Raw genomic sequence first — 23863 nt, 5'->3', positions numbered from 1 at the left:
ATGAACAAGGCCATGAACTGGCTGCCGCTCAACCGCCTGATGGTGGTTTTTGTCTTCATTCTGGTAGCCGCCTCCATTCAGAAATTCATACTCGGGTATTACAACAACTACCTGATGTTTGCCCGTCCGTTCGACTGTCTGCTTACGCACCGTTCCATGTATGTGCTGCGGCCGGAGTTATACAGCGACCTGTATAAATACAGCCCTGTCTTTGCGTGGCTGATGGCACCGTTCTATTACATGCCCGACTGGCTCGGTGTTACCCTCTGGAATTTGCTGAATCCGGTTGTGTTGATACTGGGGGTATGGTATTTTCTGAAAGACGAGTACCACGCCGACTGCAAACGCTGGATTGCCCTGGCCATCATCTTTCCGGAAGCCCTGATTACGGCCCAGAACATGCAAAGCAACAACCTGATTGTCGGGATGATGCTGCTCGGGATTTACCTGCTCCGCAAGGAGAAGGTCTGGCTGGCTGCGTTGCTGTTTACGCTCTGTTTCTACATTAAATTTTACGGGGTGGGGGCCGCTATCTTCTTTTTGTTTTACCCCAGAAAGGTGCAGTTCCTTGTCGCAATGGTTGTCTGGACCGTTATTTTTGCGTTGCTGCCGGCTACCGTTATTTCGTTTGCTGAACTCGGGGCCGAATACGAGGCGTGGCTGAAAATTGTGGTCGATAGCAAACTTGGTCTGTTAGTGTCTGTACCGGGCATTCTGGTCTATTGGTTTGATATGGCCAAAACAGATGGTAACCTGCGGATTGTGGAGGCAGTTGGCATTACGCTCTTTCTGTTGCCTTTCCTGCGTTTTAAGCAATGGAAAATGCCGGTTTACCAGCAACTCATGGTGGCCTATTTTCTGCTGTTTGTGATTATTTTCAATAAGATGGCGGAATCACCGACCTATGTGCTGGCGGTGGTAGGGGTGGCAATCTGGTGGGTAACGGCCGCCGAACGTAATACACTGGACCGGATCCTGCTGGGGCTGGTGGTGGTCTTTACCTCGCTGTCGCCCACAGATTTGTTCCCGCCGTTTATCCGTGACGAGTACATGAATCCCTACAGTATCAAAGCGGTTCCGTGTGTGCTGGTCTGGCTGCGGATGCAGTATCAGCTCTGGACAATACAGTCGTTTCAGGAGCGCGGAAAAACGGGGCAGGCGGTCGCCGCAGAAGTTGCCCTCAAATAAAGATGACGTCTTCAATCACGTCGGTACCCATGTCGGTGTTAATCAGTTTGATCATTTTCTGCTTGGCATTGACGAGTTCGCTGCGAAGCGGTGCCGATGTGATTTCAATGTACAGAATCCGTTCCCGGACGTAGAGCCGGCTGGTACGCGAAGCAATAGCCGATCCCATCATTTTCTCCCAGAACGCTTCCAGATAGGTCTCATTAAAGCGGGCCTGTAGCTGGTACGATTTTAATAACATACCAATGGCATCTTTAACGCTTGTCACATCGGAGCGGCGGGAGCTTGCGTCTTTACGGAATCGATATACTTCGTTCATCAGAAAATCTTGCTTTAAAACAAAAGTACACAACAGACGCTGATGCGCCAAAGTTTCAGCGCTGAATGTTCCGGCAACAATAAGGTGCACTAACTGTCCAAAGAATATCTTTTAGTTAATTACTACCGATAGCTGCATTTCTTAACCGAAGTCAATGCATGGCTGCTGGCCGCAGGGGTAGTTTTGCATCATCATAATCAATTCGTAAACAACTGATGAAAGCCATTGTCTGCCCTGCCTACGGCACCCCCGATGTACTGATGCTACAGGAAATAGCAACCCCTGAACCTGCCGCCAATCAACTATTGATTCAGATTGTGGCAACGGCCGTTAATACCGCTGATTGCCGGTTGCGGCAGGCCGACCCGTTTGCCGTCCGTTTCTTCTTCGGATTGACAAAGCCTGCATACCCGGTCCTGGGTGGGGTTTTCTCCGGAATAGTGGTCCAAACCGGTAGTGCCGTGTCCCGTTTTCAGGTAGGGGATGAGGTCTTCGGGTCAACGGATTTGCGGTTCGGAGCCTATGCCGAATACATTACCCTGGCCGAAACAGAGGCCATTGCCTTAAAACCGTCATTTTTATCCCATGAACAAGCAGCGGTTATTCCGTTCGGCGCAACAACAGCCCTGTATTTTATCCGGAAGGCTGCCATCAAGCCGGGACAAAAAGTACTGATCTACGGTGCCTCCGGTGCGGTAGGCTCAGCGGCAGTGCAGCTTGCCCGGTATTTCGGGGCTGAGGTTACCGGTGTTTGTAGTGCGGCTAACGCCGGTCTGGTCAGACAACTTGGCGCACAAACCGTCATCGACTATGCCCGGACGGATCTGGCATCGCTGACGGAAACGTATGACGTAGTGATGGATACAATTAATAAACTATCCGTCAAGACAGCCGTAAAGTTGTTGAATCAACAGGGAACCCTGATTCTGAGTGCTGCTCAGCTCAGCGAGGTGTTACAGGGTGTTTGCAGGACGATGGGTAACGGTAAAAAACTGCTGATGGGTATGATTACCTCCACCCCGGCAGACCTGGATTTTCTGAACGAACTCATTCAAACCGGGGCATTAACACCCGTGCTTGACCGGACTTTTCCGCTGAGCGACATGGCAGCTGCCCACCGGTATGTGGAGGCGGGGCATAAACGCGGAAATGTAGCCATCAGCATGGCTTAATGCTTCTGTAAAATACGCTTGCGTATCCGGCTCAATGATTCGGGCTTAACGCCGACGTAACTGGCAATCTGGTATTGCGGGACGAGCTGAAACAGATTGGGGCGGGCGGCCATAAGCCGCAGGTAGCGTTGTTCGGGCGTTTCGGTCAGGTATGTAGCGAGAATTTCCTGTTGTTCAGCAAAGACACGCTCCATAATTTTCCGCGAAATGGTCTCAAATTTCGGAAACTGCCGGTATAGACCTTCTTCTTTATCCCGATTCCCGACGATAACGTATGAATCGACACAGGCATCCAGAAAATGAGCGGCTGGTACCTGCTCGTTCAGGCTTTTGATGGAAACGACCCACTGCTCATCGGTAAAAAAGTTGCTGGTTTTCTCGGAACCGTCGATCAGGTAATACTGCCGGATACAACCCTCCAGGACGAAATAGGCTTCTGCCGAAATGTCACCTTCGTGCAGCAGAATCGTGCCTTTTTTGACGTGCTCAATATGGATCGTCGCTGCAATGGCATCGGCTTCTTCCTGCGTAAGCGGCATAATCCGCTGAAAATAGTTCAGTAATTTCTGATGCATAGGCTTACCGGCTTAGTGCCAGGCACCGATGATGGTGCCCATAACCGTAAAGGTCACGACCATATATCCGCCATTGATCAGGATATAAGCCAATGGACGGGATTCGAACAAGGCAATGATTGCCACCGCTAAGGCAACCCATCCGAAGCCGGTCATAAAACCGGCCGTTGCGCCAAACGAGACATCTGCCTGCCCGATGAATAAAGCCAGATTCAGCGCCATTACGAAGGCAAAGAAAAACGCCAGACCGAAAACGACCGCAGGATTGCTTTTGGGTAAATTTGCAGGGTCGAAGCCATTGGCACGTATCCAGCTTTTCTGGAAAAGTACCGGCGAATACCATAATCCGCCAATGAGGAAGGTAGAAAAGGCCGCCGCAAAAACGGCCGGCCAATTGAGATGCTGGAGGGCCACGGTAATGTTCATCAGTAAAAAATCGTTCAGGTAAAGGGTTTGTTCCGCTCAGGTAACCGACAATTGAGCCTTACCAAAAATACAAAAAGAGGCCGGTTAACAACGAAATTGCAGGAAAGAATTTTCATGAATAAACCTGAAAAAAGGCGGGATACAGGCCGTCCTCATCCGTTTATCTTTTGCTTGTGACCGGCACTTTTATAAACCGTCCCCACGCCACAAATGCGGCCATCATGGCAAAGAGGAGATTCGGGGTTATAAGGGCCGCTTCGCCGCGCTGAATATGAAAGACGGTGGCGCATACCATCAGCACCAAACAGCCGACAGCCGCTATCGGGGTCAGGATGGGTTGAATGCGCAGCAAGGCAGGCAACAGCAGGCCAAGTGCCCCCAATAGATCAACGATAGCTGTAAACATAAGCAGGGATCCGGGTACCTGGCCGGTCCAGGGCCACATCTGCGCCAGCTGGCCGGCAGGTTGTATGAGTTTCATCAGCCCTCCCCAGGCAAAACCGGCAGCAAGCAGCCCCTGTACTGTCCATAAGGCGATGTGTAACCCCTTCGGAAATGTTGATTGATTCGTCATCTGTAGTCTGCGTTTGTGAATGGACAAAACTAACTACCTTTACTTTCCGCCGGATAGTACTATCCCGTCGGATAGCGCTATCCGACGGGATAGCGTCGTAAACATAAACTGCCGGAAACTATGCTGACCAGTGGGGGATGCCCTAAAAATATGCTGTCGATCAAAGATGCGCTTGAGGCACTTGAAGGGAAATGGAAACTGTTGATTTTGTTTGCGTTATCCGGAGGGCCAAAGCGGTTCAAACAGATTTCGGCCGAAGTGGGTGGCATAACGGATAAGGTGTTGTCGAAGGAGCTGAAAGCCCTGGAAGCCAATCAGCTGATCCGGCGGCAGGTATATGATACATTTCCGCCAACGGTCGAATACGCCATTACACCCCACGGCTTATCGCTCGAAAAAGTGATGGAAGAGCTGCATTACTGGGGCCTTTCCCATCGTAAGCAGATTATAGGAAAATGAGCGTCCGGCAATCTGCCAAACGCTCACCAATCGGAGGGGTTAGCGGGTAATCCGTTTCCAGAGTACGCCGTTTTTGGTGACCAGACTGGTCAGCATTTGTTGGTGGACTAGCCGGAGGAGCTGCTGGTCGGCCTCCTGAAAGGACAGACCGCTTAATTCAGCAAATTCACGGGTAGTGAGGGTGGGATAGGTGTTAAACAGGTATTGCCAGCTTGTATCGTACGGTCGTTTACCGGCTTTGGGATATAGTTTGGTAATGCCGGTTTCATAGGCCGCATAGGGCTTAAAGCCATAGATAAACTCCCGGTTGCCGGTCATGTCGGTGATGTATACGCTCGGGAAGCCACGGACGCCCAGTTTGCGGGCGAGTTCAAGATCTGCCCGAAACCGTTCCTGCGCCGGACCTTCATAGTCTTGCTTCAGCTTCACGGCATCCAGGCCGGCATCGATGGCCGCCTTCGACAGGTGTTCCCACTTCGTGATGTTCTTTTTCTCCAGAAACACCATTTCGCGGATTATCCGCAGGAAAACAAGGGCTTTTTTCTCATCCTGTAGCTGGGCTGCCTTAAAGGCAATCGATGGCGGATACGAGGAGTGGAGCGGATCTTCGAGCCACACATCCCCGTCAATCGGCATCTGGTAGTACCGGCTGACCTCGTCCCAGTGGTGCGCTACATCCGACGGTTTGCTGATACCTCCGCTGTTATAGCTCCAGTCGGGCAGCAGGCCTCCCATGTGATAGTCGATATGGATGCCATCCCCGTATTCGAGTTTAAGCTTGCGCAACTGCGGTTCAATACCCCAGCAGGTTGAGCAGATAGGGTCGGTAAAATAAGTGATTGTCAGGGGTTTCTTGTCAACCCGGACACTAACCGGTGCGGTTGCTGTCTGTTGGGCCGGTAGCTCACAGATACCTGTTTCAGGATCACAGAGCAGAGGATTGTTGTTGACCATAACGTTCTTCTTGTCTTGTCCGTTGCAACTGCCAAAGAGTGCACTCAGTAGGGTGAAGCAGGCAAAAACGGCTTTTAGCATGGTTTTGTATTAACTTTGTTACAAAGTTGGACAATTACACCAGCCGGGTCAATTAGTCAGAAAAAGTTGACCGGGTAAAATCTCAATATGGAATCAAAGGATGAATGCCCGGCGCAGGGTTTATTAAGAGCCGTTTCCGGAAAATGGAAACCGCAGATTTTTCAATTGGCGGCCGAATCGCCGGTGCGGTTTAATGCGTTATTACGGCAGTTGCCGGGAGCGAATAAGCAGTCGCTCGCGAATGCCCTGAAGGAGATGGAGGAAGAAGGGCTTCTGGATAAATCCGTTGTGAGTGAGAAGCCGTTACACATCGAATATACACTGTCGGCCCGTGGTCAGTCGCTGATTCCGGTTTTCCGGCAGCTGGAGCGTTTGCTGGAGCAGTAGGGGCTGTTGGCTAGTGTTGACATCACTAATACACTTATCCGCCCATTGTCCTGACCGCCCAATCGTCCCGACACTAACAACCTTCACGCCGCCTCTCCCGGAGCGGTTAAATTTGCATTCGAGCGTTTTCTGCCGTATACTTGCGCCATCAAGTCAATTCGAACGTGCCTGACACTCCGGCACGGATTGATTTATACAGAAGAGGGGAGAGATCGGGCTCTGTAAACCTCTGGCAACCTACCGCATGGCAAGGTGCTAATTCCCGCCTAAGACAACCGCAGGTAGCGGCGCTAGGGACTATAAATCGTTAACAACATGATCAACTATCGACGTTGTATGCCCCAAAGGGGCCTATGAACCTGTATCACTGTCTGTCTGAAACCAGGAGCGTTTCCGGCAGGCCCGAGCCTGCACGCTTGCGCTGAATCTATAGTTCATCATTTCTTTTCATTTTCCTATAATCATGGCCGATCAATTGCATTTTGACACCCTCCAGCTTCACGCCGGACAAGAGGTAGACCCGACAACAAATTCACGGGCGGTGCCCATTTACCAGACCACATCGTATGTCTTCAACAGCTCAGAGCACGGGGCCGACCTGTTTGCGCTGAAAGCGTTCGGAAACATCTACACCCGCATTATGAACCCGACAACCGACGTGTTCGAAAAGCGGGTGGCTGCCCTCGAAGGCGGCGTGGCCGCGCTGGCCGTCGCCTCAGGACAGGCGGCGCAGTTTATCGCCCTGAACAACATCCTGAATGCGGGCGATAATTTTATTTCGACCTCGTACCTCTATGGCGGTACCTATAACCAGTTTAAGGTTTCGTTTAAGCGACTGGGTATCGACGTACGGTTTACAGATGGCGAAAGCATCGAAAGCTACGAAAAACTGATCGATGACAACACCAAAGCCATTTATGTCGAAACCATTGGTAATCCGGGTTTTAACATTCCGGATTGGGAAGGCTTGTCGGCGCTGGCGAAAAAATATGACCTGCCGCTGATTGTCGACAATACATTCGGTGCGGGCGGTTACCTGTTCCGGCCGCTGGAACACGGCGCGGCCGTTGTCGTAGAATCGGCAACGAAGTGGATCGGTGGTCACGGTACGAGCATCGGCGGGGTAATTGTCGATGGCGGTAACTACGACTGGGGCAATGGCAAATTCCCGCAGTTCAGCCAGCCGTCGCCGGGGTATCATGGGCTGGTGTTCAGTGACGTGTTCGGGGTAAACGGGCCATTCGGCAATATTCAGTTTGCGATCCGGGCACGGGTGGAAGGTCTCCGCGACTGGGGGCCGGCCATTTCGCCGTTTAACTCGTTTATGCTCCTGCAAGGCATTGAAACGCTGTCACTTCGTGTCGACCGGACTGTGCAGAACGCCCTGGCGCTGGCGCAGTGGCTGGAGCAACACGAGCAGGTCGAATACGTAAACTATCCGGGTCTGGAAAGCAGCCCGTACCACGAACGGGCAAAAAAATACCTTAAACGCGGGTTTGGCGGAGTGTTTATGTTTAAGCTGAAAGCGGGGAAAGAGGCCGCCGACCGCTTCGTAAACAGCCTGAAGCTCGTGAGCCACCTGGCCAATGTCGGAGATTCTAAATCGTTGATTATCCACCCGGCCTCCACAACGCACCAGCAGCTGTCGGAACACGAGCAGGCTGCTGCGGGCGTAGAGCCGGGCCTGTTGCGCGTATCGGCCGGTACGGAACACATCGACGATATCAAAGCCGATTTTGAACAGGCTTTTGCTCAGCTGTAGGCCTGAGTCATCTTGTTTGATCTACCTACGGTCAGCCCGCGCAAGCGGGCTGACCGAAACTGTTTAAGTTTTGAACCACTTCGACTACAAATACTCTTTCCCCCTCGAAGCAGGCGGAACGCTGCCGGGCTTTCGGTTGGCTTACACAACCTATGGGACATTTAAGCCGGACGATCCGAAAAACGTGATCTGGATTTGCCATGCCCTGACCGGCAATGCAGACCCTGCTGACTGGTGGAGCGGGTTAGTGGGACCGGGTAAGTTTTACGACCCGGCTCAGCACTTCATCATCTGTGCCAACGTGATTGGTTCCTGTTACGGGTCTACCGGCCCGCTTTCGATCAATCCGGAAACGGGCGAACCGTTTTATCACGATTTTCCGACCATTACCATCCGCGATATGGTCAATGCGCTGGATTTGCTGCGGCAGGAGCTGGGCATTGAAAAAATCTACAAGCTCATCGGCGGATCGCTGGGCGGGCAACAGGCGGTCGAATGGGCTATTTTACGGCCGAAGCTGGTCGAAAACCTGATCCTGATTGCGTCTAACGCGGTCTTTTCGCCCTGGGGCATTGCCTTTAATGAGTCGCAGCGCATGGCCATTGAGGCCGACCCGACCTGGCGGGAGCGCCGCGACGATGCAGGCGTGAACGGCATGAAAGCAGCCCGCTCCATGGCCCTGATTTCGTACCGGAACTACGATACCTACGGCTTTACACAGGCCCTTGATAATAACGAGCAACTGGCTGATTACAAGGCTGCCAGCTACCAGCGGTATCAGGGCGAAAAAATAGCCGCCCGCTTCAATGCCTTTACCTACCGTGTACTGACAACGGTGATGGATTCCCACAATGTGGGCCGTAACCGCGGCAGTATCCTGAACGCCCTGGCGCAGATCAAAGCCAATACGCTGGTGGTGGGTATCCGGTCCGATATATTATTTCCGCCGTCGGAGCAGCAGTTTCTGGCCCGCCATATTCCGAATGCGGTGTATGAGGAAATCGACTCGCTGTATGGCCATGATGGGTTCCTGATTGAGTTTAAGCCATTGGCCGGGCTGATCAGAAAATGGGTGACTGCTATCGAACAGGCAAAGAAAAAGGAACAGCAAAGCGCGTAACAAGAGCATGTTCTGGTACGAAGAAGAAGTTCGGCAGCTCGAAAAAAAAGTAAGCAATAAACCACCGCTTTCGGGCCGGACTGTGTTTTATGGTAGTTCGTCGATCCGGCTATGGTCGTCGCTGGCGGTTGATTTTCCGGAGAAAAAACCGCTGAATCTCGGCTTCGGCGGCTCCACGCTGGCTGCCTGCACATGGTTTTTTGAGCGGCTGGTTGTACCGGCTAATCCGTCGTCCATCGTGTTTTATGCAGGCGACAACGATCTGGGCGATAACCGTCATCCCGAAGAAGTATTTCTGTTCTTCTGTACCCTGGTCGATAAAGTAGCGCAGTACCTGCCGGGCACCCCGCTGGTCTACCTGGCCATCAAGCCAAGTCCGGCGCGGTGGGCTATTGTCGACCGGATTCATTACACCAACAAAATCATTTCCGAAAAAATACAGGAATTGCCTCATTGTCATTTTGTTGACCTCTACACGCCTATGCTGAACAATCATGGATTGCCGCGGCGGGAACTGTACGAGGCCGACGGATTACACCTGAATCCGAAAGGATACGCGCTGTGGCGGGACGTGTTGTTGAATAGTGCCGTTACGTTTTAACGATTTCTTTACAACCGATTACCCGAAAACTGCCGAAATTCGGCCGTTGAACTGAACTTGTTATGCATCGCGAGTATCACGAATGGTATAGCCCGAACCTCGGCCGGAAGATGGAACTGTTGATATTCGGTCATGCCGGCGCCCGGGTGCTGGTGTTTCCGACGCGTTGCGGCCGGTTCTACGAGTACGAAAACTTCGGGTTGGTAGAGGCGCTGGCCGACAAGATCAATAACGGCTGGATTCAGCTCTTTTGTGTCGACAGCATTGACGCCGAAAGTGTATATAACCTGTACGCCCCGCCAAAAGACCGGATCCGGCGGCATCTGCAGTACGAGCAATATATTCTGGATGAAGTGTTGCCGCTGACGCGGGTAAAAAACGATCAGCCGTTTATGATCTCGCACGGATGCAGCCTGGGTGCGTTCCATGCCATGAATATTGCCCTCCGGCATCCGCATTTATTCGGCCGTATTGTGGCCTTCAGTGGCCGTTACGATTTGTCGACGCCCGTTGAGGACTTCCGCAGTCTGTTCGACAATGCCTATGACGAGGATATTTATTTCAATACGCCGGTTCATTTTCTGCCCAATCTGCAGGATGAATATACCCTGAGCCTTATTCGCCGGATGCAGATCACCTTTACCATCGGCGATCAGGATCCGTTCCTGGGGAACAACATGGCCCTCCGCGACATCTTCCACGAAAAACAGATTCCCCACGAATTTTACGTCTGGCAAGGCCGCGCCCACAAAGCCAAATACTGGCACAAAATGGTACAGATGTACCTTTAGTAATTGGTGAATGAGCGATTGAGTGAAAGAAGTCGCTCAATCACCCATTCGCTCAATCACAATTATTTTATGTATCTGAAATCCTCATTGCCCTGTAATGCCAGGAGCGTCTGGTACATGAGCTGGATGACCGACTGTACGTCGTCTTTGTGAACGGTTTCGACGGTCGTATGCATGTATTTCAGCGGCAGAGAAATCAGGGCGGAAGCGATGCCTTCGGTGGCGTAGGCAAACGCGTCGGTATCCGTACCGGTCGACCGGCTGACGGCCTGACGCTGGAAGGCAATCCCGCTTTTGTCGGCCACATCGATGATAAAATCCAGCACGTTGTTCTGCACGGCCGGTCCGTAGCAAAGCACCGGACCACTGCCCGCTTTCAGGTCGCCCTGCTCTTTTTTGTCGTAGCGCGGCGATTGGGTATCGTGGGTCACATCGGTACAGATGGCGAGGTCGGGGCGCAGGCGGCGCGCGATCATTTCGGCACCACGCAGTCCGATTTCCTCCTGTACGGCATTGACAATGTAGAGCGTGAAGGGCAGCGTTACGTTGTTTTCCTTCAGCATCCGCGCTACTTCGGCAATCATGAAGCCACCCATACGGTTGTCGAGCGCGCGACCCACGTAGTAGCGGTCGTTCAGTTCGAACAGGCCGTCGACAAATGTACAGACCGTACCGACATGAATGCCCATTTCGGCCACTTCCTGCTTATTCGCCGCTCCGACGTCGATGAACAGGTCCGTTACTTTCGGCGCAGTATCTTTGGCCAGGTCGCGGACGTGGATGGCCGGCCAGCCGAATACGCCCGTTACAACCCCCTTCTTCGTGTGCAGATTTACCCGCATCGACGGCGCAATGACGGCATCGGAACCACCGTTCCGGCGGACGTAGATATAGCCGTTGTCGTCGATGTAGTTCACAAACCATGAGATTTCGTCGGAGTGAGCTTCGATCACTACTGTATAAGGCTGCCCCGGATTAATAACCCCGACGGCCGTACCATAGACGTCGACAATGTACTCGTCAATGTATGGCTTCAGGTAATCAAGCCAGATTTGTTGCCCCGAAGCCTCGAAGCCGGTCGGTGAGGCATTGTTCAGGTAAGTATAGAGAAACGCTTTACTTTGATCAGTCATGATAAAAATAACAATGGACTTCTTTGTTTGGCAAGTTATTGGCAAACGGGCATAATCCATAATAAAAAGAATTTACCAATGGATAAATTCGCATCCGGCAACTCAGAAAAGATCACCGAATTTCCGGCCTCATTCGTAACCCTGTACCTTCTTTATGTATAAATCAGTGCTCTCGGTCGCTATCGTTGACGACGATGCTGACGTACGTGATGCTTTACACTGGATTATAGACGACGCTGACGGATTCTCGTGTCAGGCTACCTACCGTTCGGGGCAGGAAGCGCTCGACGGTTTGCAACCCGATGCCTTGCCGGATGTAGTCCTGATGGATATTGGACTGCCCGACCAATCGGACGGGCTGTTACACATAATTACGCCGGCCGCAAAGACGTTTCCGCAGGCTACTTACCTCGGGCCAATCTATCAGGCGGCGAACTACGGCGATTTGCTCCGGACATGGATTATGCCCGAAATGATGGACGTGCTGGCACCGGTTGGCCTGACCGACATGCGCACGGGCAGTAATCCGGCACGCCTCGACAAGGTACGGTGGTTTGCCCGGAACGCCCTTCAGGGCGGTAACGGTCTGTTTATGCAGCGGGCAACCAACCGAAGGCAAACGTTAACCCGCCCGATCCGCGACCGAATCTGCCGACGACCTTTAAAGACAATTCATTGAACAAAATTCTGTCACGGTCCGACTGGACGGCCAATGCCACCTGGTTTAACTGGCAATGCCACTGGACATCCATCAATCACCAGTCGGGGGATGGCAATCAGTTCGAACTCTTCCGGAAAGGGGAGTGGCTGATTAAGGAGCGGAGCGGTTATACAAACGATGGCATTGGGTACACGTCTGAATTTCACAATACGCTGGGTTTGCAGAACGACGTGCCTGCCAATATGCAGTGGTTTGAAGCAGCAACATCGCAGCGGGGCGGGCAGTGGACCAACGGTATGGGGGCCGGCGATCCGTCGGTAATCAGCAGCTACGCAACAGATTACGTCTATGCTACGGGTGATGCTACGAACCTGTACAACCGTGCTAACTCGGCAACCGATATGTTGTACGCTGTGCGGTCTATTGTCTGGCTGAAACCGGACCATGTCATTGTGTACGACCGTGCACGGAGTAAGACGGCCAACCGGTTCAAGCGGTTTTTCCTGCAATTTACGGGGCCGCCGCAGGTCTCGGGTAAAAACGTGGCGGTGAATACACCTGGTGGCCAGAAGGTATACCTGACCAGCTTACTGCCTGCCGCCGGGGTGCTGACGTCGTCGGTATCGGAGGTATTGAATTCGCTGGCTGAACTGGAGACCACTACGCATGAGCTAAAAATTGAAGACCGGTCTAATCCGGCTAATATCCGTTTTCTGAATGTGATTCAGGGTGCCGACGGGACTGTGGCGCAGGATGCATCGGTACTGGTGCAGAGCACCGCCGGCGATGCATTTGAAGGGGCTGTCGTGAAAAACACAGCCGTTCTGTTCCCGAATGTCTGGGGAAATGGCTTTACGACAACGACCTACACCATTCCGTCGGTGGTAACGATGCAGCTCATTACGGGCTTAACACCGAATACCGGTTACGCGGTCGCATCGGTCAATAGCGGTGCCACCACCACCGTGACCATTACGCCGGGCGGCAGCCTGATGACGGACGGTGGCGGCGTTTTACGGATTGCTGGTGCCGCCGGTCGGGAGGCCACAAACGCTGATCTGACGCTTACCGTAATGGCGATGCCAAACCCGGCGCAGGACGAGGTGACGGTGCAGTATACCATGCCGAAGGCAGGGCCGGTCACGGTGGATATTATTGATGTTCCCGGGCGTAAGGCAGCGGTTTTAACGGCATTGCCGATGCAGGAGGCGGGCCGGCATACGTTACAGGCCCCAACGCGGCAACTGAGCAAGGGCATGTACCTGATTCGGGTACAAACCGCCGATCAGCAGGCGACCTATCGTTTATTGGTGCATTAACCGGCAGATCGATTGCCTGTATGGTAACCGGCCCTGCTGTCTGATCAGACGGCAGGGCCGGTTCGGGTTAAAACACAATCCGGTAGCTCAGGATAGGCAGCAGACCGGTCATGAAATAGGTTTTGGTGGTGCCGGAGCGGGGCTCGAAATATTGCCCGAAGACGTTCTGCCGGTTCGTTACATTCTGAATGTCCAGCGACAGCGTACGGGTCGAATGCAGTTTGTTTTTCTTCCAGCTCAGGCGGATATCCGTGCGGAAATAGTCCGGAATTTTTAGCGTATTCGTCAGCGCATCCACGTAAACCGTTTGCTGCTGCCGCTGCGATTCGGCGAGGTTGATGGGCGTGTCGCGGTAACCGCCGAAATACGTCAGTTTGACGTTCAGACCCAGCACACTGTTTTTGAAAACGCCCGTTTCGCCCATGATAAACTCTTTGCCCGCCAGGAGGTTAGTCGCGTATTTCCCGTCGTAACGGGTGCTGCGCCAGATTTGGTCTGAGCCCTGATATTCAGATCGGTAAAGTGATGCCGACCACAGAAAATAGAGGTTATGGTGCAGAAACTGCTCCAGGGTCAGCTCCGCGCCGTAATTGCGGCCCTTACCGGTATTGGCGAGCGGCCGCGCCGAAAACCCGTACATCTGGTTAACGGCCGAAAAGGCGTCGCGTGTCCCGGCGCTGACCGGCAGGTTAAACAACGCCTGATAGTAGGCTTCGGCCTTCAGCCGCAGATGGTCGTTGATGGAGTAGTCGTAGGCCAAAACCGTATGGTGCGATTTGCTGAGGCCCAGGTGCCGGTTGGGGGCCATCAGGCTACCGTCGGCGGCGGGAAGTTTGATAAAATACAAGGCCGGATTCTGCAACTGACTGTGCAGGCCATAGCCGAGGCTAAGCGTATGTTTCGGCAAAAATGCCCACCGGACCGACGCACGTGGCTCCACCGAATGGGTGCTGTTGAGCATGAAGCCGAGGTAATGCAGCCCCGCATTCAGCGTTACCTGCTCCGACAGGCGGTAATTCCATTGCCCGTAGGCTTGCAGGGTATAGGCCGTCTGGTTGTTAACTGAAACCATCGTCCGGATTTGCTGTACAGTGTCTACCCACGTGTTATTCCGGAGATCGTACCGGATTTGTGCACCAATCAGACCCGTCCGGAAGGTGTTTTTCGCATTCAGTTTGTAGGTCAGGACACTGGAAATAGTCCGGCGCTGCACGGTATAGCTGTCATCTTCGCGGAGCTGCGGTTTCAGCTCATCAGTCAGGTAGTTGCCTTTGAGTCCGTTGCGGTAGCCCGACGCCAGTATGACCGTTTTCAGAAAGGCTTTCCGGCCGATATTCAGCGAATGGGTGGCTCCGACGGCCCCCGTGTTGGCATAGTACTTCTCGCTGAGACGGTCAAATTCGCTTGTCCAGGCGGTCGAATCGCGGTTGGCTTCGATATTCTGGCTACTCAGCCCGCCGAAACCAAACAAGGTAAAGGTTCCCGCCTTGTTGGTAGGCAGATACACATTGAACGACAGGTCCTGAAACGTAGTCACGCCCGACGTTACATTAACCCCGACCTTCGACAGGATACCTAGTGTTGAATACCGGTAGTTGAACAGGTAAGACCCCTTGTAGTTCTTCGAAAACGGCCCTTCCGACGAGACATCAATACCCAGTACGCCCGCCTGCACGGTACTTTCACGCTTCTGGTTGTTGCCACGGCGGAGTTTAAGGTCAAACACACCGGAGAGCGCGTTGCCATATTCGGCGGGAAAAGCGCTGGTCATGAAATCGGAGTTGGCGAGCAGCTGAGCACTCAGGATCGACACCCCGCCGGCGGCCGTACCGATGTTGGCAAAATGGTTCGGGTTCGGGATCTCGACACCTTCCATCCGCCAGAGCAAGCCATTGGGCGCGTTGCCGCGAATGACAATCAGGTTATTACCGTCGTCGGCCCCGACCACACCGGCGTAAGCGGTTGCCATACGGGCAGGGTCATTCACGGCAGCGGCAAATCGCTGGGTTTCTTCGACCGAAAAGGTGCGCGCCGAAACGGTAGCCATTTCATTCAGCGGCTTGTCTTTTTCGAGGGTTGGCTTTACCGTTACTTCCGTCAGCTGATTGATTGTTTCTTCCAGATTGATGCTCAGGATCAGCTCTTTACCCGCGTCGACTACCACGTTGCTGAGGACCGCATCTTTATAGCCGACAAACGAAATCTTAATCGTGTGGCGACCAACCGGTACCCCGGTCAGCCGGAACGAGCCGTCGGCTTCGGTCAGCGTACCTTTGATCGGGGAGAGGCTGACCAGGGCTACGGTTGCCACGGGGATGGGGGTCTGTAAACTTTGATCGACAACCGTGCCACGGATCGTCTGGGTAAATCGTGCCTGGCCGCAGGCAACGGATGAACAGAGGAGGAGGGTAAAAAAGAGGAAACTACGCCGTGCGTTCATGAGGTGATTTTTGTTGTTTGCTCCCCCATGACAGCCGTAAGCGTGCTTACCCCTACTTTTTTTAATGAATAATGAGTAATGTTTTTAATGAATAATGATTTTTCCGGCCATTTTTTTTAATTATCCATTATCCATTATCCATTATCCATTATCCATTATCCATTATCCATTATCCATTATCCATTAATCACTCCCATTCCCAGGCATCGTCATTAATCAGTTCGGCGACGATGGCGGTCCAGCCGGTTTGGTGGGAGGCACCGATGCCATGAGCCGTATCCCCGTGGAAATATTCGTAGAATAAGAGCAGGTCCTGATTTTCCGGTTTCTGGTAAAAGCCGGCATAGGGGCCATGAACAGGCCTTTGCCCCAGAGGTGTTCTGGCGAAAATATGGACTACGCGTTTAGCCAGTTCGTCCGACACTTGTTCCAGCGTCAGGAAATTGCCCGAACGGGTCGGGAATTCAACTTTCAGCGAGTCGCCGTAGAACTGGTGGTATTTTTTCAGTGATTTGATAAACAGGTAGTTGATGGGCATCCAGACCGGCCCGCGCCAGTTAGAATTACCCCCGAACATAGAGGAGTCTGAGTCGCCCGGATTGTAGCGGACACTATATACCTGCCCGTCGAGCTGTACCGCATACGGATGTTGCTCATGAAATTTCGATAAGGCACGGATGCCGCCCGCCGACAGAAACTCGGTTTCGTCGAGCAGAATTTGCAACAGTTTTACCAGCCGTTCTTTGGAAACCAGCGACAGGATAATGTCTCCCTCGTCAGATGTTTGCTCGTTGGGCAGGGGCTTGCCCAGGCGCTGGTGGTATTTGTGGAAGTAGTCCATCCGTTTCAGAAAATCGGAGAGGGGTCCGCATTTGCTGCGCTTGATTACCGACACGGCAAAAAGCACGGTCAGCCCCACAACCGAGCGTACTTTCAGGCGGGTAGCGTCGCTGTGGGCGGGGTACAGCAGGTCGTAGTAGAAGCCGTCTTCTTCGTCCCACAGCTCCTGATTCAGGGATTCGGCGATGAGGATAAAATGCTCGTAAAATTTAGTGGCTACGTCCTCAAACGTCGGGTCATAAACCGTTATTTCAAGCGCAATATCCATCATATTCAGCGCATAGAGTGCCATCCAGGCCGTGGCATCGGCTTGTTCGAGCAGGGTGCCCGGCGGCAGGTGACTGCGGTCAATCACTCCGATGTTGTCCAGGCCGAGGAATCCGCCCGAAAAAACGTTGTTTTCTTCCTCGTCGTGCCGGTTGGCCCACCACGTAAAATTGATGAGCAGTTTCTGGAAAATGCGTTTCAGAAAGTCAACATCGGCATGCCCGTGGATGGTGCGTTCGATGCGGTAGACCGATAAGGCTGCCCATGCATGTACGGGCGGATTCACATCCGAGAAATTCCATTCGTAGGCCGGAATCTGCCCCGCCGGACTCATATACCACTCGCGCATCATCAGAATCAGCTGATTTTTGGCAAAAAGCGGATCAATCATCGCCATCGGGACGCAGTGAAAGGCCAGATCCCAGGCCGCATACCAGGGGTATTCCCACTTGTCGGGCATCAGCAGAATGTCTTCGTTGTTGAGGTGCATCCAGTGATGATTCCGGCCAAGGGCGCGTTCGGGAGGCGGTTTCGGAAAACCCGGATCGCCCATCAGCCAGCGGGGAATGTCATAGTGGTAATACTGACGGCTCCAGAGCAGACCGGCCAGGGCCTGCCGCTGGATATTTTTGAGGTCGTCCGAAGCATCGGCCGGAGCCATTCGGGCATAAAAGGCGTCGGCTTCCTGCCTGCGCAGTGCAAACTGTTCGGTAAACGCGGAATCGAAAGGCTGATCAATCGTTTCTTTAGTAAGCCGGAGCGAGATCGTAACGGTGGTATTGCCCGCCACTTTGAGCGGATAGACAGGGGCAAATTTGGTGCCGGTTGCCTGCTGCTGCAAGGCTTCGGTAAGGTAACTGTTCTGACCCGTCAGTGCATCATGGAAAGCGTCTTTAACAAACGGAGAACGGTTGGGAATACCGTACAGCCGCAAGGTGTTCGACTCATTTTCGGTCATAAACGCCGTATCGGTAGGCTGGTAGTACAGCCGGTATTGGCCAACCTTCGCATGCATCAGCAGGACCGAGTTGGCGGCGTCGGTGGCCGTCTGGCGGGAGATAGCCGGTTTGGGGTAGTCGTTTTCAAACGCCCAGCGATTGCGGCACCAGAGCGTCGGCAATACATGAATGCCGGCCGTTTCGGGGCCACGGTTTGTCACACTAATCCGGATACACAGGTCGTCTGAATGGACCTTCGCATACTCCACCTGTACGTCGAAATAGCGGTTTTCATTGAAAATGCCGGTATCCAGCAGTTCAAATTCAGGGTCCTGGCGCGTCCGGCGGGCATTCTCCTGCCGGAGCTGCTCATAGGGAAAGGCCGACTGAGGGTATTTATACAGAAACTTCATGTACGAATGCGTCGGCGTGTTGTCGAGGTAGTAATACAATTCCTTGACATCTTCCCCGTGATTGCCTTCGTAATTGGTCAGACCATACAGCCGCTCTTTCAGGATAGGATCTTTTCCGTTCCAGAGTGCCAGGGCAAAACAAACGTGCTGGTGATAGTCAGAAATACCGCCCAGCCCGTCTTCGCCCCAGCGATATACGCGCGAACGGGCGTGGTTGTGCGGGAAAAAGTCCCAGGCATTGCCATCGGCACTGTAATCTTCCCGGACCGTTGCCCACTGACGATCTGAGAGATAGGTACCCCATTTTTCAAGGGGCACCGCCTTTTTGGCGTTCTCAAGGAGGCGCGCCCATTCTGCTGAATTAGTCATGATGCAGACATTTAAACGGCTCAGCCTCCGGTTGCAAAGCTTTCAAAAACGGTCATGCCCCCATCAATCAGGATACTGGTGCCGGTAATGTAATCCGAATCGTCGGAGGCCAGAAAAACGGCGAGTTTACCAATATCGTCGGGCTGCCCGATGCGGTTGTACGGGATCAGCGACATGAGGCTGTTGAGCGCCTGCGTTGTTTCCCAGGCCGGTTTGTTGATCGGTGTCTGAATGGCCCCGGGCGCAATGCTGTTTACGCGGATTTTCCGGTCGCCATATTCCTGCGCCAGCGACTGCATCAGGAGTTTTACCCCGCCCTTTGAGGCCGCATAATTGACATGGCCTGCCCACGGAATTACCTCGTGAACCGAACTCATGCAGATGATTTTGCCGGTTGCGAGCGAAACCTCCGGCCGCGGGCCACGGCGCAGAAACTCGCGGATGGCTTCGCGGGCGCACAGAAACTGACCGGTCAGGTTGATGTTGATCACCGTTTGCCACTGATCAAGCGTCATTTCGTCGAATTTGGCATCTTTCTGCAAACCGGCATTGTTGACCAGGATGTCAATGGTACCAAACTGCTCAATGGCCTCTTTAAACATGGCCTGTACCTGCGCTTCCTGACTTACATCGGCCTGGACGGCGATGGCCCGGCTACCGGCCGCTTCGATTTGGGCGACCACCTCCTGTGCTCCTTTCAGACTTGAACTATAATTGACCACCACATTGGCCCCGGCCTGACCGAGTGCAAGGGCTACCCCTGCACCGATGCCGGAGCTTCCGCCGGTAACCAGAGCTATCTGCCCGGCTAATTTCTTCTCCATAAAATTTGGTTTAAATGGTACCACTTTTGTCATGCTGACGCAGGAAGCATCTCATACGCATTTACTGCCGAACACCTCCAAATACATTCTGCCGCTCTGTCAGACCGGTCAGTCTATCCAACTATGTTATGTATGTAAAACAAGAAGTATGATCTTTGGGTAACCGGTGCCTGTAGCAAAGGTTATTGATTGTGTGCTATTTTAGCGAAAATTTAATGATCCGGATACGGATCTATCCAGGTAATTATCTGACAATTGACCGAACGGGTCGCCCAGGCACTGATTATGAACAGATACCTTATTGTCGTTTTGCTGTTGGCTATCCGGGGCCAATGCTGCGGCCAGTTAACCTACCAGCAACCGAACATAGATGTTTTGTTCTACCATTTTTCGCTGACTCTGTCGGATGAGTCAAACCAGATCAAGGGCGAAACACGCATCCGGTTTAACCAGCGGTCCGCACAAACCGACCTCGTTTGGTTTGACCTGGCCGGACCGGCATCGGGCACCGCCACAACGGGTATGCGTGTGACGGGCGTATCCGCTGCCGATGGGAAAGAAGTCCTTTTTTCGCACCGGCAAAACCGCGTGTACCTGACCCTGACCGGTCAGCCCAATATCCCGCAGGAGGTGATTATCCGCTACGAAGGTATTCCTGAAAAGGGCCTGATTATCAGTAAAAACAAATTCGGTGACCGGACCTTTTTCGGCGATAACTGGCCCAACAATGCCCGCCACTGGTTACCGGTCGTTGACCATCCGTCTGACAAGGCCACCTGCGATTTTATGGTCACGGCGCCGGCCCGGTACCGCGTTATAGCCAACGGCAAACTGGTCACTGAGCATGTCATGCCAAACGGTCAGAAACTTACACACTGGCACGAAGGTTCCCCCATCCCGACCAAAGTGATGGTGATTGGTGCGGCTCAGTTTGCCGTTGAGGAGGTGGGCCGTGTAGCCGGTATTCCGGTACAAAGCTGGCTTTATCCCCGCGACAGCACAAAGGGATTTATCGACTACAAACCTGCCCGCGGGATGCTACAGTTCTTTATCGATAAAATCGGGCCGTATGCCTATGAAAAACTGGCCAATGTCGAATCTACGACGATGTTTGGCGGAATGGAGAATGCAAGCTGTATTTTTTACAACGAAAAAGCGATTGTCGGGCGCAAGAACATAGACATGGAAGCGCTGCTGGCCCATGAAATTGCGCATCAATGGTTTGGCAACTCCGCTTCAGAAGCCGACTGGCCGCATGTCTGGCTCAGCGAAGGATTTGCCACCTATTTCTCTGCGCTCTACCTCGAACATGCCTACGGGCGCGACACGCTCAACCGCATCCTGAATACCAACAAGGGACAGATTTTCCGGTTTGCAGGCCTGCGCCCAACCGGAACCATCGTTGATTCAACCGCCACGGATCTAATCAGTTTGCTGAATCCGAATTCATATCAGAAAGGAGGCTGGGTGCTGCATATGCTGCGCCATGAAGTGGGCGACGAGGTATTCTGGCAGGGCGTCCGGGCTTATTATGCCCGTTACCGCGACAGCAATGCGCAGACAGCAGACTTTCAGCACATGATGGAACAAGCGGCCGGCCGTTCGCTGGCGACGTTTTTCCGGCAGTGGCTCTATCAGCCGGGGTATCCGGAACTAACCTGGCGCTGGCGATATGATGCCTCCCGGAAGGTGCTGGTTATCAACGTAGCCCAGCAACAGGCGGTGGCCACTACGTTTACGTTGCCGCTGGTGTTTAGTTTGCAGGACGGTATCAACCGCGATCTGGCGCGCTCGGTCAGGGTTGTGCTCGACAAACGGCAGCGGGAGTTCACGGTTCCGCTGGATCAAAAGCCGGTGCTGGTTGTGCTCGACCCCGACAATACGGTGCTGATGAAGGCGACACAGGCAAAATAACGCCACAGACATTCACTACTCCCATATAGCTTATCTATCCAAATGACCCATGTTCTGCCAGCGGCCAAACGGCCTGTTATTGTCCTGTTTATTTTGTTTTTCCTTTCCGGCTTTGCGGCCTTGCTCTATCAGGTTATCTGGCAGCGCCTGCTCGTTTTTTATACAGGTTCGGATACGGTCAGCATCAGTCTGATTGTGTCGGCATTTATGACCGGTCTCGGGCTGGGTTACCTTGTCGGGGGGCGGCTGGCCGACCGGGCAACGCCATCCTTAAATCTGCGTTATTTTGTCGGTGCCGAAGCCGGCATTCTGTTGTTTGCCGCGTTCAGTAAAGGAATTCTCTACGACTACCTTTTTCAGTCGGCCCCCGATTTCGGGGATAATGCCGTTGTATTGTATGCGGTTGTTTTCGGGGTGCTGCTGGTGCCGACGTTTCTGATGGGCTTCTCGCTACCGGCTTTGTCCAAAGCGTTCCGGTTTGCTGATGGTACCGAACAGGCCCGATACATTAGTCTGCTTTATTTTGTGAACACCCTCGGTGCGGCCGTCGGGGCATTTGTTACCGGATTCGTGCTGGTGCGGCAGATGGGCTACGCATCGTCGATCTGGGTTGGCGTGGCATTGAACGGTATTTGTGCGATTGGGGCATTAGGGCTGGGACGGCAGCATCGGCAGGTTGGAGCCGGGCCGGTAACCGACACCGAAACGGGTAGCCTCCCGTTTACCGCTACGCTTACGCTGTGGTCGACCCACTATTTTCTGTCGGGTCTCGCTGCCCTGTCGCTGGAACTGATCTGGTTCAGGGTCCTCGAAACGCTGATTAAGTCGGTTTCGCTGACGTTTTCGGTGCTGCTGGCCATCTATCTGGGGTCTATGGCCATTGGCACATGGGTGGGTGTGCGGCTGGTAAAAGGCCGGGCCTATCAGGTACCTGCCCGTCGCGAACGCCTGTTTCTGATTGCCCAGACGATCCTGTACAGCTATACCGGGCTGTCGGTCGTGATTTTCATTGCCGGTGTCAGTAAGCTGCCGGCCCTGCGTTTTCTGTGGGATTATTTTCTGAGCGGGGAGCCGGTGCTGAACGCGCGGTTTACGCTGTTCACCTACGGCCTGATTCCGCTGTTTTTACTGTTTGTCCCTACGTTTCTGATGGGCCTGAGCTTTGCCGTGTCGCAATCCCTGATTCAGGACCGCTACGAGGAAGTGGGGCGCAAAGTGGGCTGGCTACAGTTTATCAACATCGTCGGGTCGGCGGTCGGCGCGTGGTGGGTCACATGGGTCGGCTTTCCGTTGTTTGGCTCGGCAGAGTTGCTGCGGCTGATTGCCGGGCTGAGTCTGGTCTATGGGTTTGTACTGTTTTTCCGCAAGCACATTCATCCGGTGGCAATGATTGTGCTGGTGATTGTTCAGCTGCTGGCCATCCTGACCATTCCCGATAATAACCGGTTCTGGCAGCTCATGAACGGGGTCCGGTCAGAAAAGCAGATTCTGTTCAACGAAAATGAATCAGGTGTGTCGGTCATTAAGCTGGATAGTGCCCAAAGTAGCGGAGTTGTATTTGTCAATGGATTGGGTCAGAGCGGGTTGCCGTTTTATATTGATGAGGTACATACCCTGCTGGGCGGGTTGCCGGTGATGATTCACCCGAACCCGGAAAAGGTAGCCGTTATCGGGCTGGGGTCGGGCGGGACGGTGCAGGGCATCGGTGGCCGCGCCGAAACCCGGCGGATCGACTGTTTCGAAATTGTGAGCAACCAGGCGCAGCTACTGGCCGAATATGCTGCCGTGGCCAATGACCGTGCCGTTGAGTATGTATTGTCTGACAAGCGCCTGCAACTTATTTTCCGGGACGGCCGGTATGCGCTCCGGCAGCGGCCGGACCTGTACGATGTGATTGAGGCCGATGCGCTGCGGCCCTCGTCGGCTTTCTCCGGGAATATTTACTCGAAAGAATACTTTGCCTTGCTGCGCTCCCGCCTGAAACCAAAGGGGCTGGCAGTTACCTGGTGCCCGACGGGCCGCGTGCTGAATACCTTCCGGCAGGTGTTTCCCTATGTATTGTATGTGGAGCATCTGGTGCTGATTGGCAGTAATGAGCCGATTCTGCTCGACTGGGGGGCCATTGAGCAGCGGGCAACGAGCGTGTTCAGTAAGCAGCATTACGGAATGGCGAACGTCGATCTGTGGAAGCTGATTGAAAAGTTCCGGCCGGTTACCCAACTGCTGCCACGGCCAACGACGGTTCCGGACGAGATCAATACGGATCTGTTTCCAAAAGATGAATACAGCATCCGGCAGCGGGATAAGGTAGGGTATTAAACGGCAACACTGATTGT

General features: G+C 53.4%; 21 protein-coding genes and 1 riboswitch. Of the genes, 12 read left to right on the top strand and 9 right to left on the bottom strand.

Going from position 1 to position 23863, the window contains the following annotated elements:
* Complete coding sequence (locus BLX24_RS10000; RefSeq protein WP_229201749.1) at positions 1-1188, top strand: glycosyltransferase family 87 protein; 1188 nt, start codon at positions 1-3, stop codon at positions 1186-1188.
* On the opposite strand, the gene BLX24_RS09995 is transcribed toward BLX24_RS10000, so the two are convergent.
* On the bottom strand, positions 1181-1507 hold the full coding sequence (locus BLX24_RS09995; RefSeq protein ID WP_071503208.1) for a DciA family protein: 327 nt from the start codon (positions 1505-1507) through the stop codon (positions 1181-1183). The two genes, BLX24_RS10000 and BLX24_RS09995, sit on opposite strands and share 8 nt — an antisense overlap.
* Positions 1508-1722: 215 nt before the next feature.
* Here BLX24_RS09995 and BLX24_RS09990 point away from each other — a divergent pair, with 215 nt between their 5' ends.
* On the top strand, positions 1723-2679 hold the full coding sequence (locus tag BLX24_RS09990) for an NAD(P)-dependent alcohol dehydrogenase (protein ID WP_071502984.1): 957 nt from the start codon (positions 1723-1725) through the stop codon (positions 2677-2679).
* Here BLX24_RS09990 and BLX24_RS09985 read toward each other — a convergent pair.
* The 3 genes from BLX24_RS09985 to BLX24_RS09975 all read right to left on the bottom strand — a co-directional run bounded on the left by BLX24_RS09985 (position 2676) and on the right by BLX24_RS09975 (position 4254).
* Positions 2676-3254, bottom strand: a complete 579-nt coding sequence (locus tag BLX24_RS09985) for a Crp/Fnr family transcriptional regulator (protein WP_071502983.1) — start codon at positions 3252-3254, stop codon at positions 2676-2678. The two genes, BLX24_RS09990 and BLX24_RS09985, sit on opposite strands and share 4 nt — an antisense overlap.
* 12 nt (positions 3255-3266) lie before the next feature.
* A complete protein-coding gene (locus tag BLX24_RS09980) occupies positions 3267-3680 on the bottom strand; it encodes a DUF1761 domain-containing protein (protein ID WP_071502982.1) in 414 nt (137 codons plus the stop codon).
* A 160-nt stretch (positions 3681-3840) separates the two neighbouring features.
* Positions 3841-4254, bottom strand: a complete 414-nt coding sequence (locus BLX24_RS09975) for a DoxX family protein (protein WP_071502981.1) — start codon at positions 4252-4254, stop codon at positions 3841-3843.
* A gap of 120 nt (positions 4255-4374) precedes the next feature.
* On the opposite strand from BLX24_RS09975, the gene BLX24_RS09970 reads away from it, so the two are divergent.
* On the top strand, positions 4375-4713 hold the full coding sequence (locus BLX24_RS09970) for a winged helix-turn-helix transcriptional regulator (RefSeq protein WP_071502980.1): 339 nt from the start codon (positions 4375-4377) through the stop codon (positions 4711-4713).
* Positions 4714-4752: 39 nt separating this feature from the next.
* Here the strand turns inward: BLX24_RS09970 and BLX24_RS09965 are convergent, their stop codons facing one another.
* Positions 4753-5748: a ClpXP adapter SpxH family protein gene (locus tag BLX24_RS09965; protein WP_229201748.1), complete on the bottom strand. Its 996-nt coding sequence runs from the start codon at positions 5746-5748 to the stop codon at positions 4753-4755.
* Between the two features lie 87 nt (positions 5749-5835).
* Between BLX24_RS09965 and BLX24_RS09960 the strand changes: the two genes are divergently transcribed.
* The 5 genes from BLX24_RS09960 to BLX24_RS09940 all read left to right on the top strand — a co-directional run bounded on the left by BLX24_RS09960 (position 5836) and on the right by BLX24_RS09940 (position 10409).
* On the top strand, positions 5836-6135 hold the full coding sequence (locus BLX24_RS09960; protein WP_071502979.1) for a winged helix-turn-helix transcriptional regulator: 300 nt from the start codon (positions 5836-5838) through the stop codon (positions 6133-6135).
* A gap of 188 nt (positions 6136-6323) precedes the next feature.
* Positions 6324-6441: riboswitch (SAM riboswitch) on the top strand.
* Positions 6442-6598: 157 nt separating this feature from the next.
* Positions 6599-7897, top strand: coding sequence for an O-acetylhomoserine aminocarboxypropyltransferase/cysteine synthase family protein (locus BLX24_RS09955; protein ID WP_071502978.1), 1299 nt, complete (start codon positions 6599-6601; stop codon positions 7895-7897).
* A 70-nt stretch (positions 7898-7967) separates the two neighbouring features.
* Complete coding sequence (locus BLX24_RS09950) at positions 7968-9017, top strand: homoserine O-acetyltransferase family protein (RefSeq protein ID WP_071502977.1); 1050 nt, start codon at positions 7968-7970, stop codon at positions 9015-9017.
* A gap of 7 nt (positions 9018-9024) precedes the next feature.
* Positions 9025-9618, top strand: a complete 594-nt coding sequence (locus BLX24_RS09945; protein ID WP_071502976.1) for an SGNH/GDSL hydrolase family protein — start codon at positions 9025-9027, stop codon at positions 9616-9618.
* A gap of 62 nt (positions 9619-9680) precedes the next feature.
* Entirely contained in the window at positions 9681-10409 is a 729-nt protein-coding gene (locus BLX24_RS09940) for an esterase family protein (RefSeq protein ID WP_071502975.1), read from the top strand.
* A 62-nt stretch (positions 10410-10471) separates the two neighbouring features.
* Here BLX24_RS09940 and BLX24_RS09935 read toward each other — a convergent pair whose 3' ends face one another.
* Positions 10472-11542 carry a M42 family metallopeptidase gene (locus BLX24_RS09935; RefSeq protein ID WP_071502974.1) on the bottom strand — a complete coding sequence of 357 codons (1071 nt, stop codon included), beginning with the start codon at positions 11540-11542 and terminating at the stop codon, positions 10472-10474.
* A 154-nt stretch (positions 11543-11696) separates the two neighbouring features.
* Here BLX24_RS09935 and BLX24_RS09930 point away from each other — a divergent pair, with 154 nt between their 5' ends.
* Together BLX24_RS09930 and BLX24_RS09925 are read left to right on the top strand one after the other, a co-directional pair.
* Positions 11697-12221 carry a response regulator gene (locus BLX24_RS09930; protein WP_071502973.1) on the top strand — a complete coding sequence of 175 codons (525 nt, stop codon included), beginning with the start codon at positions 11697-11699 and terminating at the stop codon, positions 12219-12221.
* A complete protein-coding gene (locus BLX24_RS09925; protein ID WP_071502972.1) occupies positions 12218-13522 on the top strand; it encodes a T9SS type A sorting domain-containing protein in 1305 nt (434 codons plus the stop codon). The genes BLX24_RS09930 and BLX24_RS09925 overlap by 4 nt, the downstream gene beginning before the upstream one ends.
* A gap of 67 nt (positions 13523-13589) precedes the next feature.
* Here the strand turns inward: BLX24_RS09925 and BLX24_RS09920 are convergent, their stop codons facing one another.
* From BLX24_RS09920 to BLX24_RS09910, 3 genes are all read right to left on the bottom strand, one after another.
* Positions 13590-15962: a TonB-dependent receptor gene (locus BLX24_RS09920; RefSeq protein ID WP_071502971.1), complete on the bottom strand. Its 2373-nt coding sequence runs from the start codon at positions 15960-15962 to the stop codon at positions 13590-13592.
* Positions 15963-16149: 187 nt separating this feature from the next.
* A complete protein-coding gene (locus tag BLX24_RS09915) occupies positions 16150-18789 on the bottom strand; it encodes an MGH1-like glycoside hydrolase domain-containing protein (protein WP_071502970.1) in 2640 nt (879 codons plus the stop codon).
* Positions 18790-18809: 20 nt separating this feature from the next.
* Positions 18810-19613 carry an SDR family oxidoreductase gene (locus BLX24_RS09910; protein ID WP_071502969.1) on the bottom strand — a complete coding sequence of 268 codons (804 nt, stop codon included), beginning with the start codon at positions 19611-19613 and terminating at the stop codon, positions 18810-18812.
* Positions 19614-19898: 285 nt separating this feature from the next.
* Between BLX24_RS09910 and BLX24_RS09905 the strand changes: the two genes are divergently transcribed.
* Positions 19899-21527 (top strand): M1 family metallopeptidase, encoded by a 1629-nt coding sequence (locus BLX24_RS09905; protein WP_071503206.1) that lies wholly within the window; start codon positions 19899-19901, stop codon positions 21525-21527.
* A gap of 42 nt (positions 21528-21569) precedes the next feature.
* Positions 21570-23846: a fused MFS/spermidine synthase gene (locus BLX24_RS09900; protein WP_071502968.1), complete on the top strand. Its 2277-nt coding sequence runs from the start codon at positions 21570-21572 to the stop codon at positions 23844-23846.
* The last annotated feature ends 17 nt before the right edge of the window (positions 23847-23863 follow it).

The sequence above is a fragment of the Arsenicibacter rosenii genome, assembly GCF_001870735.1.
GTDB classification, from domain to species: Bacteria; Bacteroidota; Bacteroidia; order Cytophagales; family Spirosomataceae; genus Arsenicibacter; species Arsenicibacter rosenii.
This window is presented reverse-complemented; position numbering and strand designations above follow the sequence as displayed.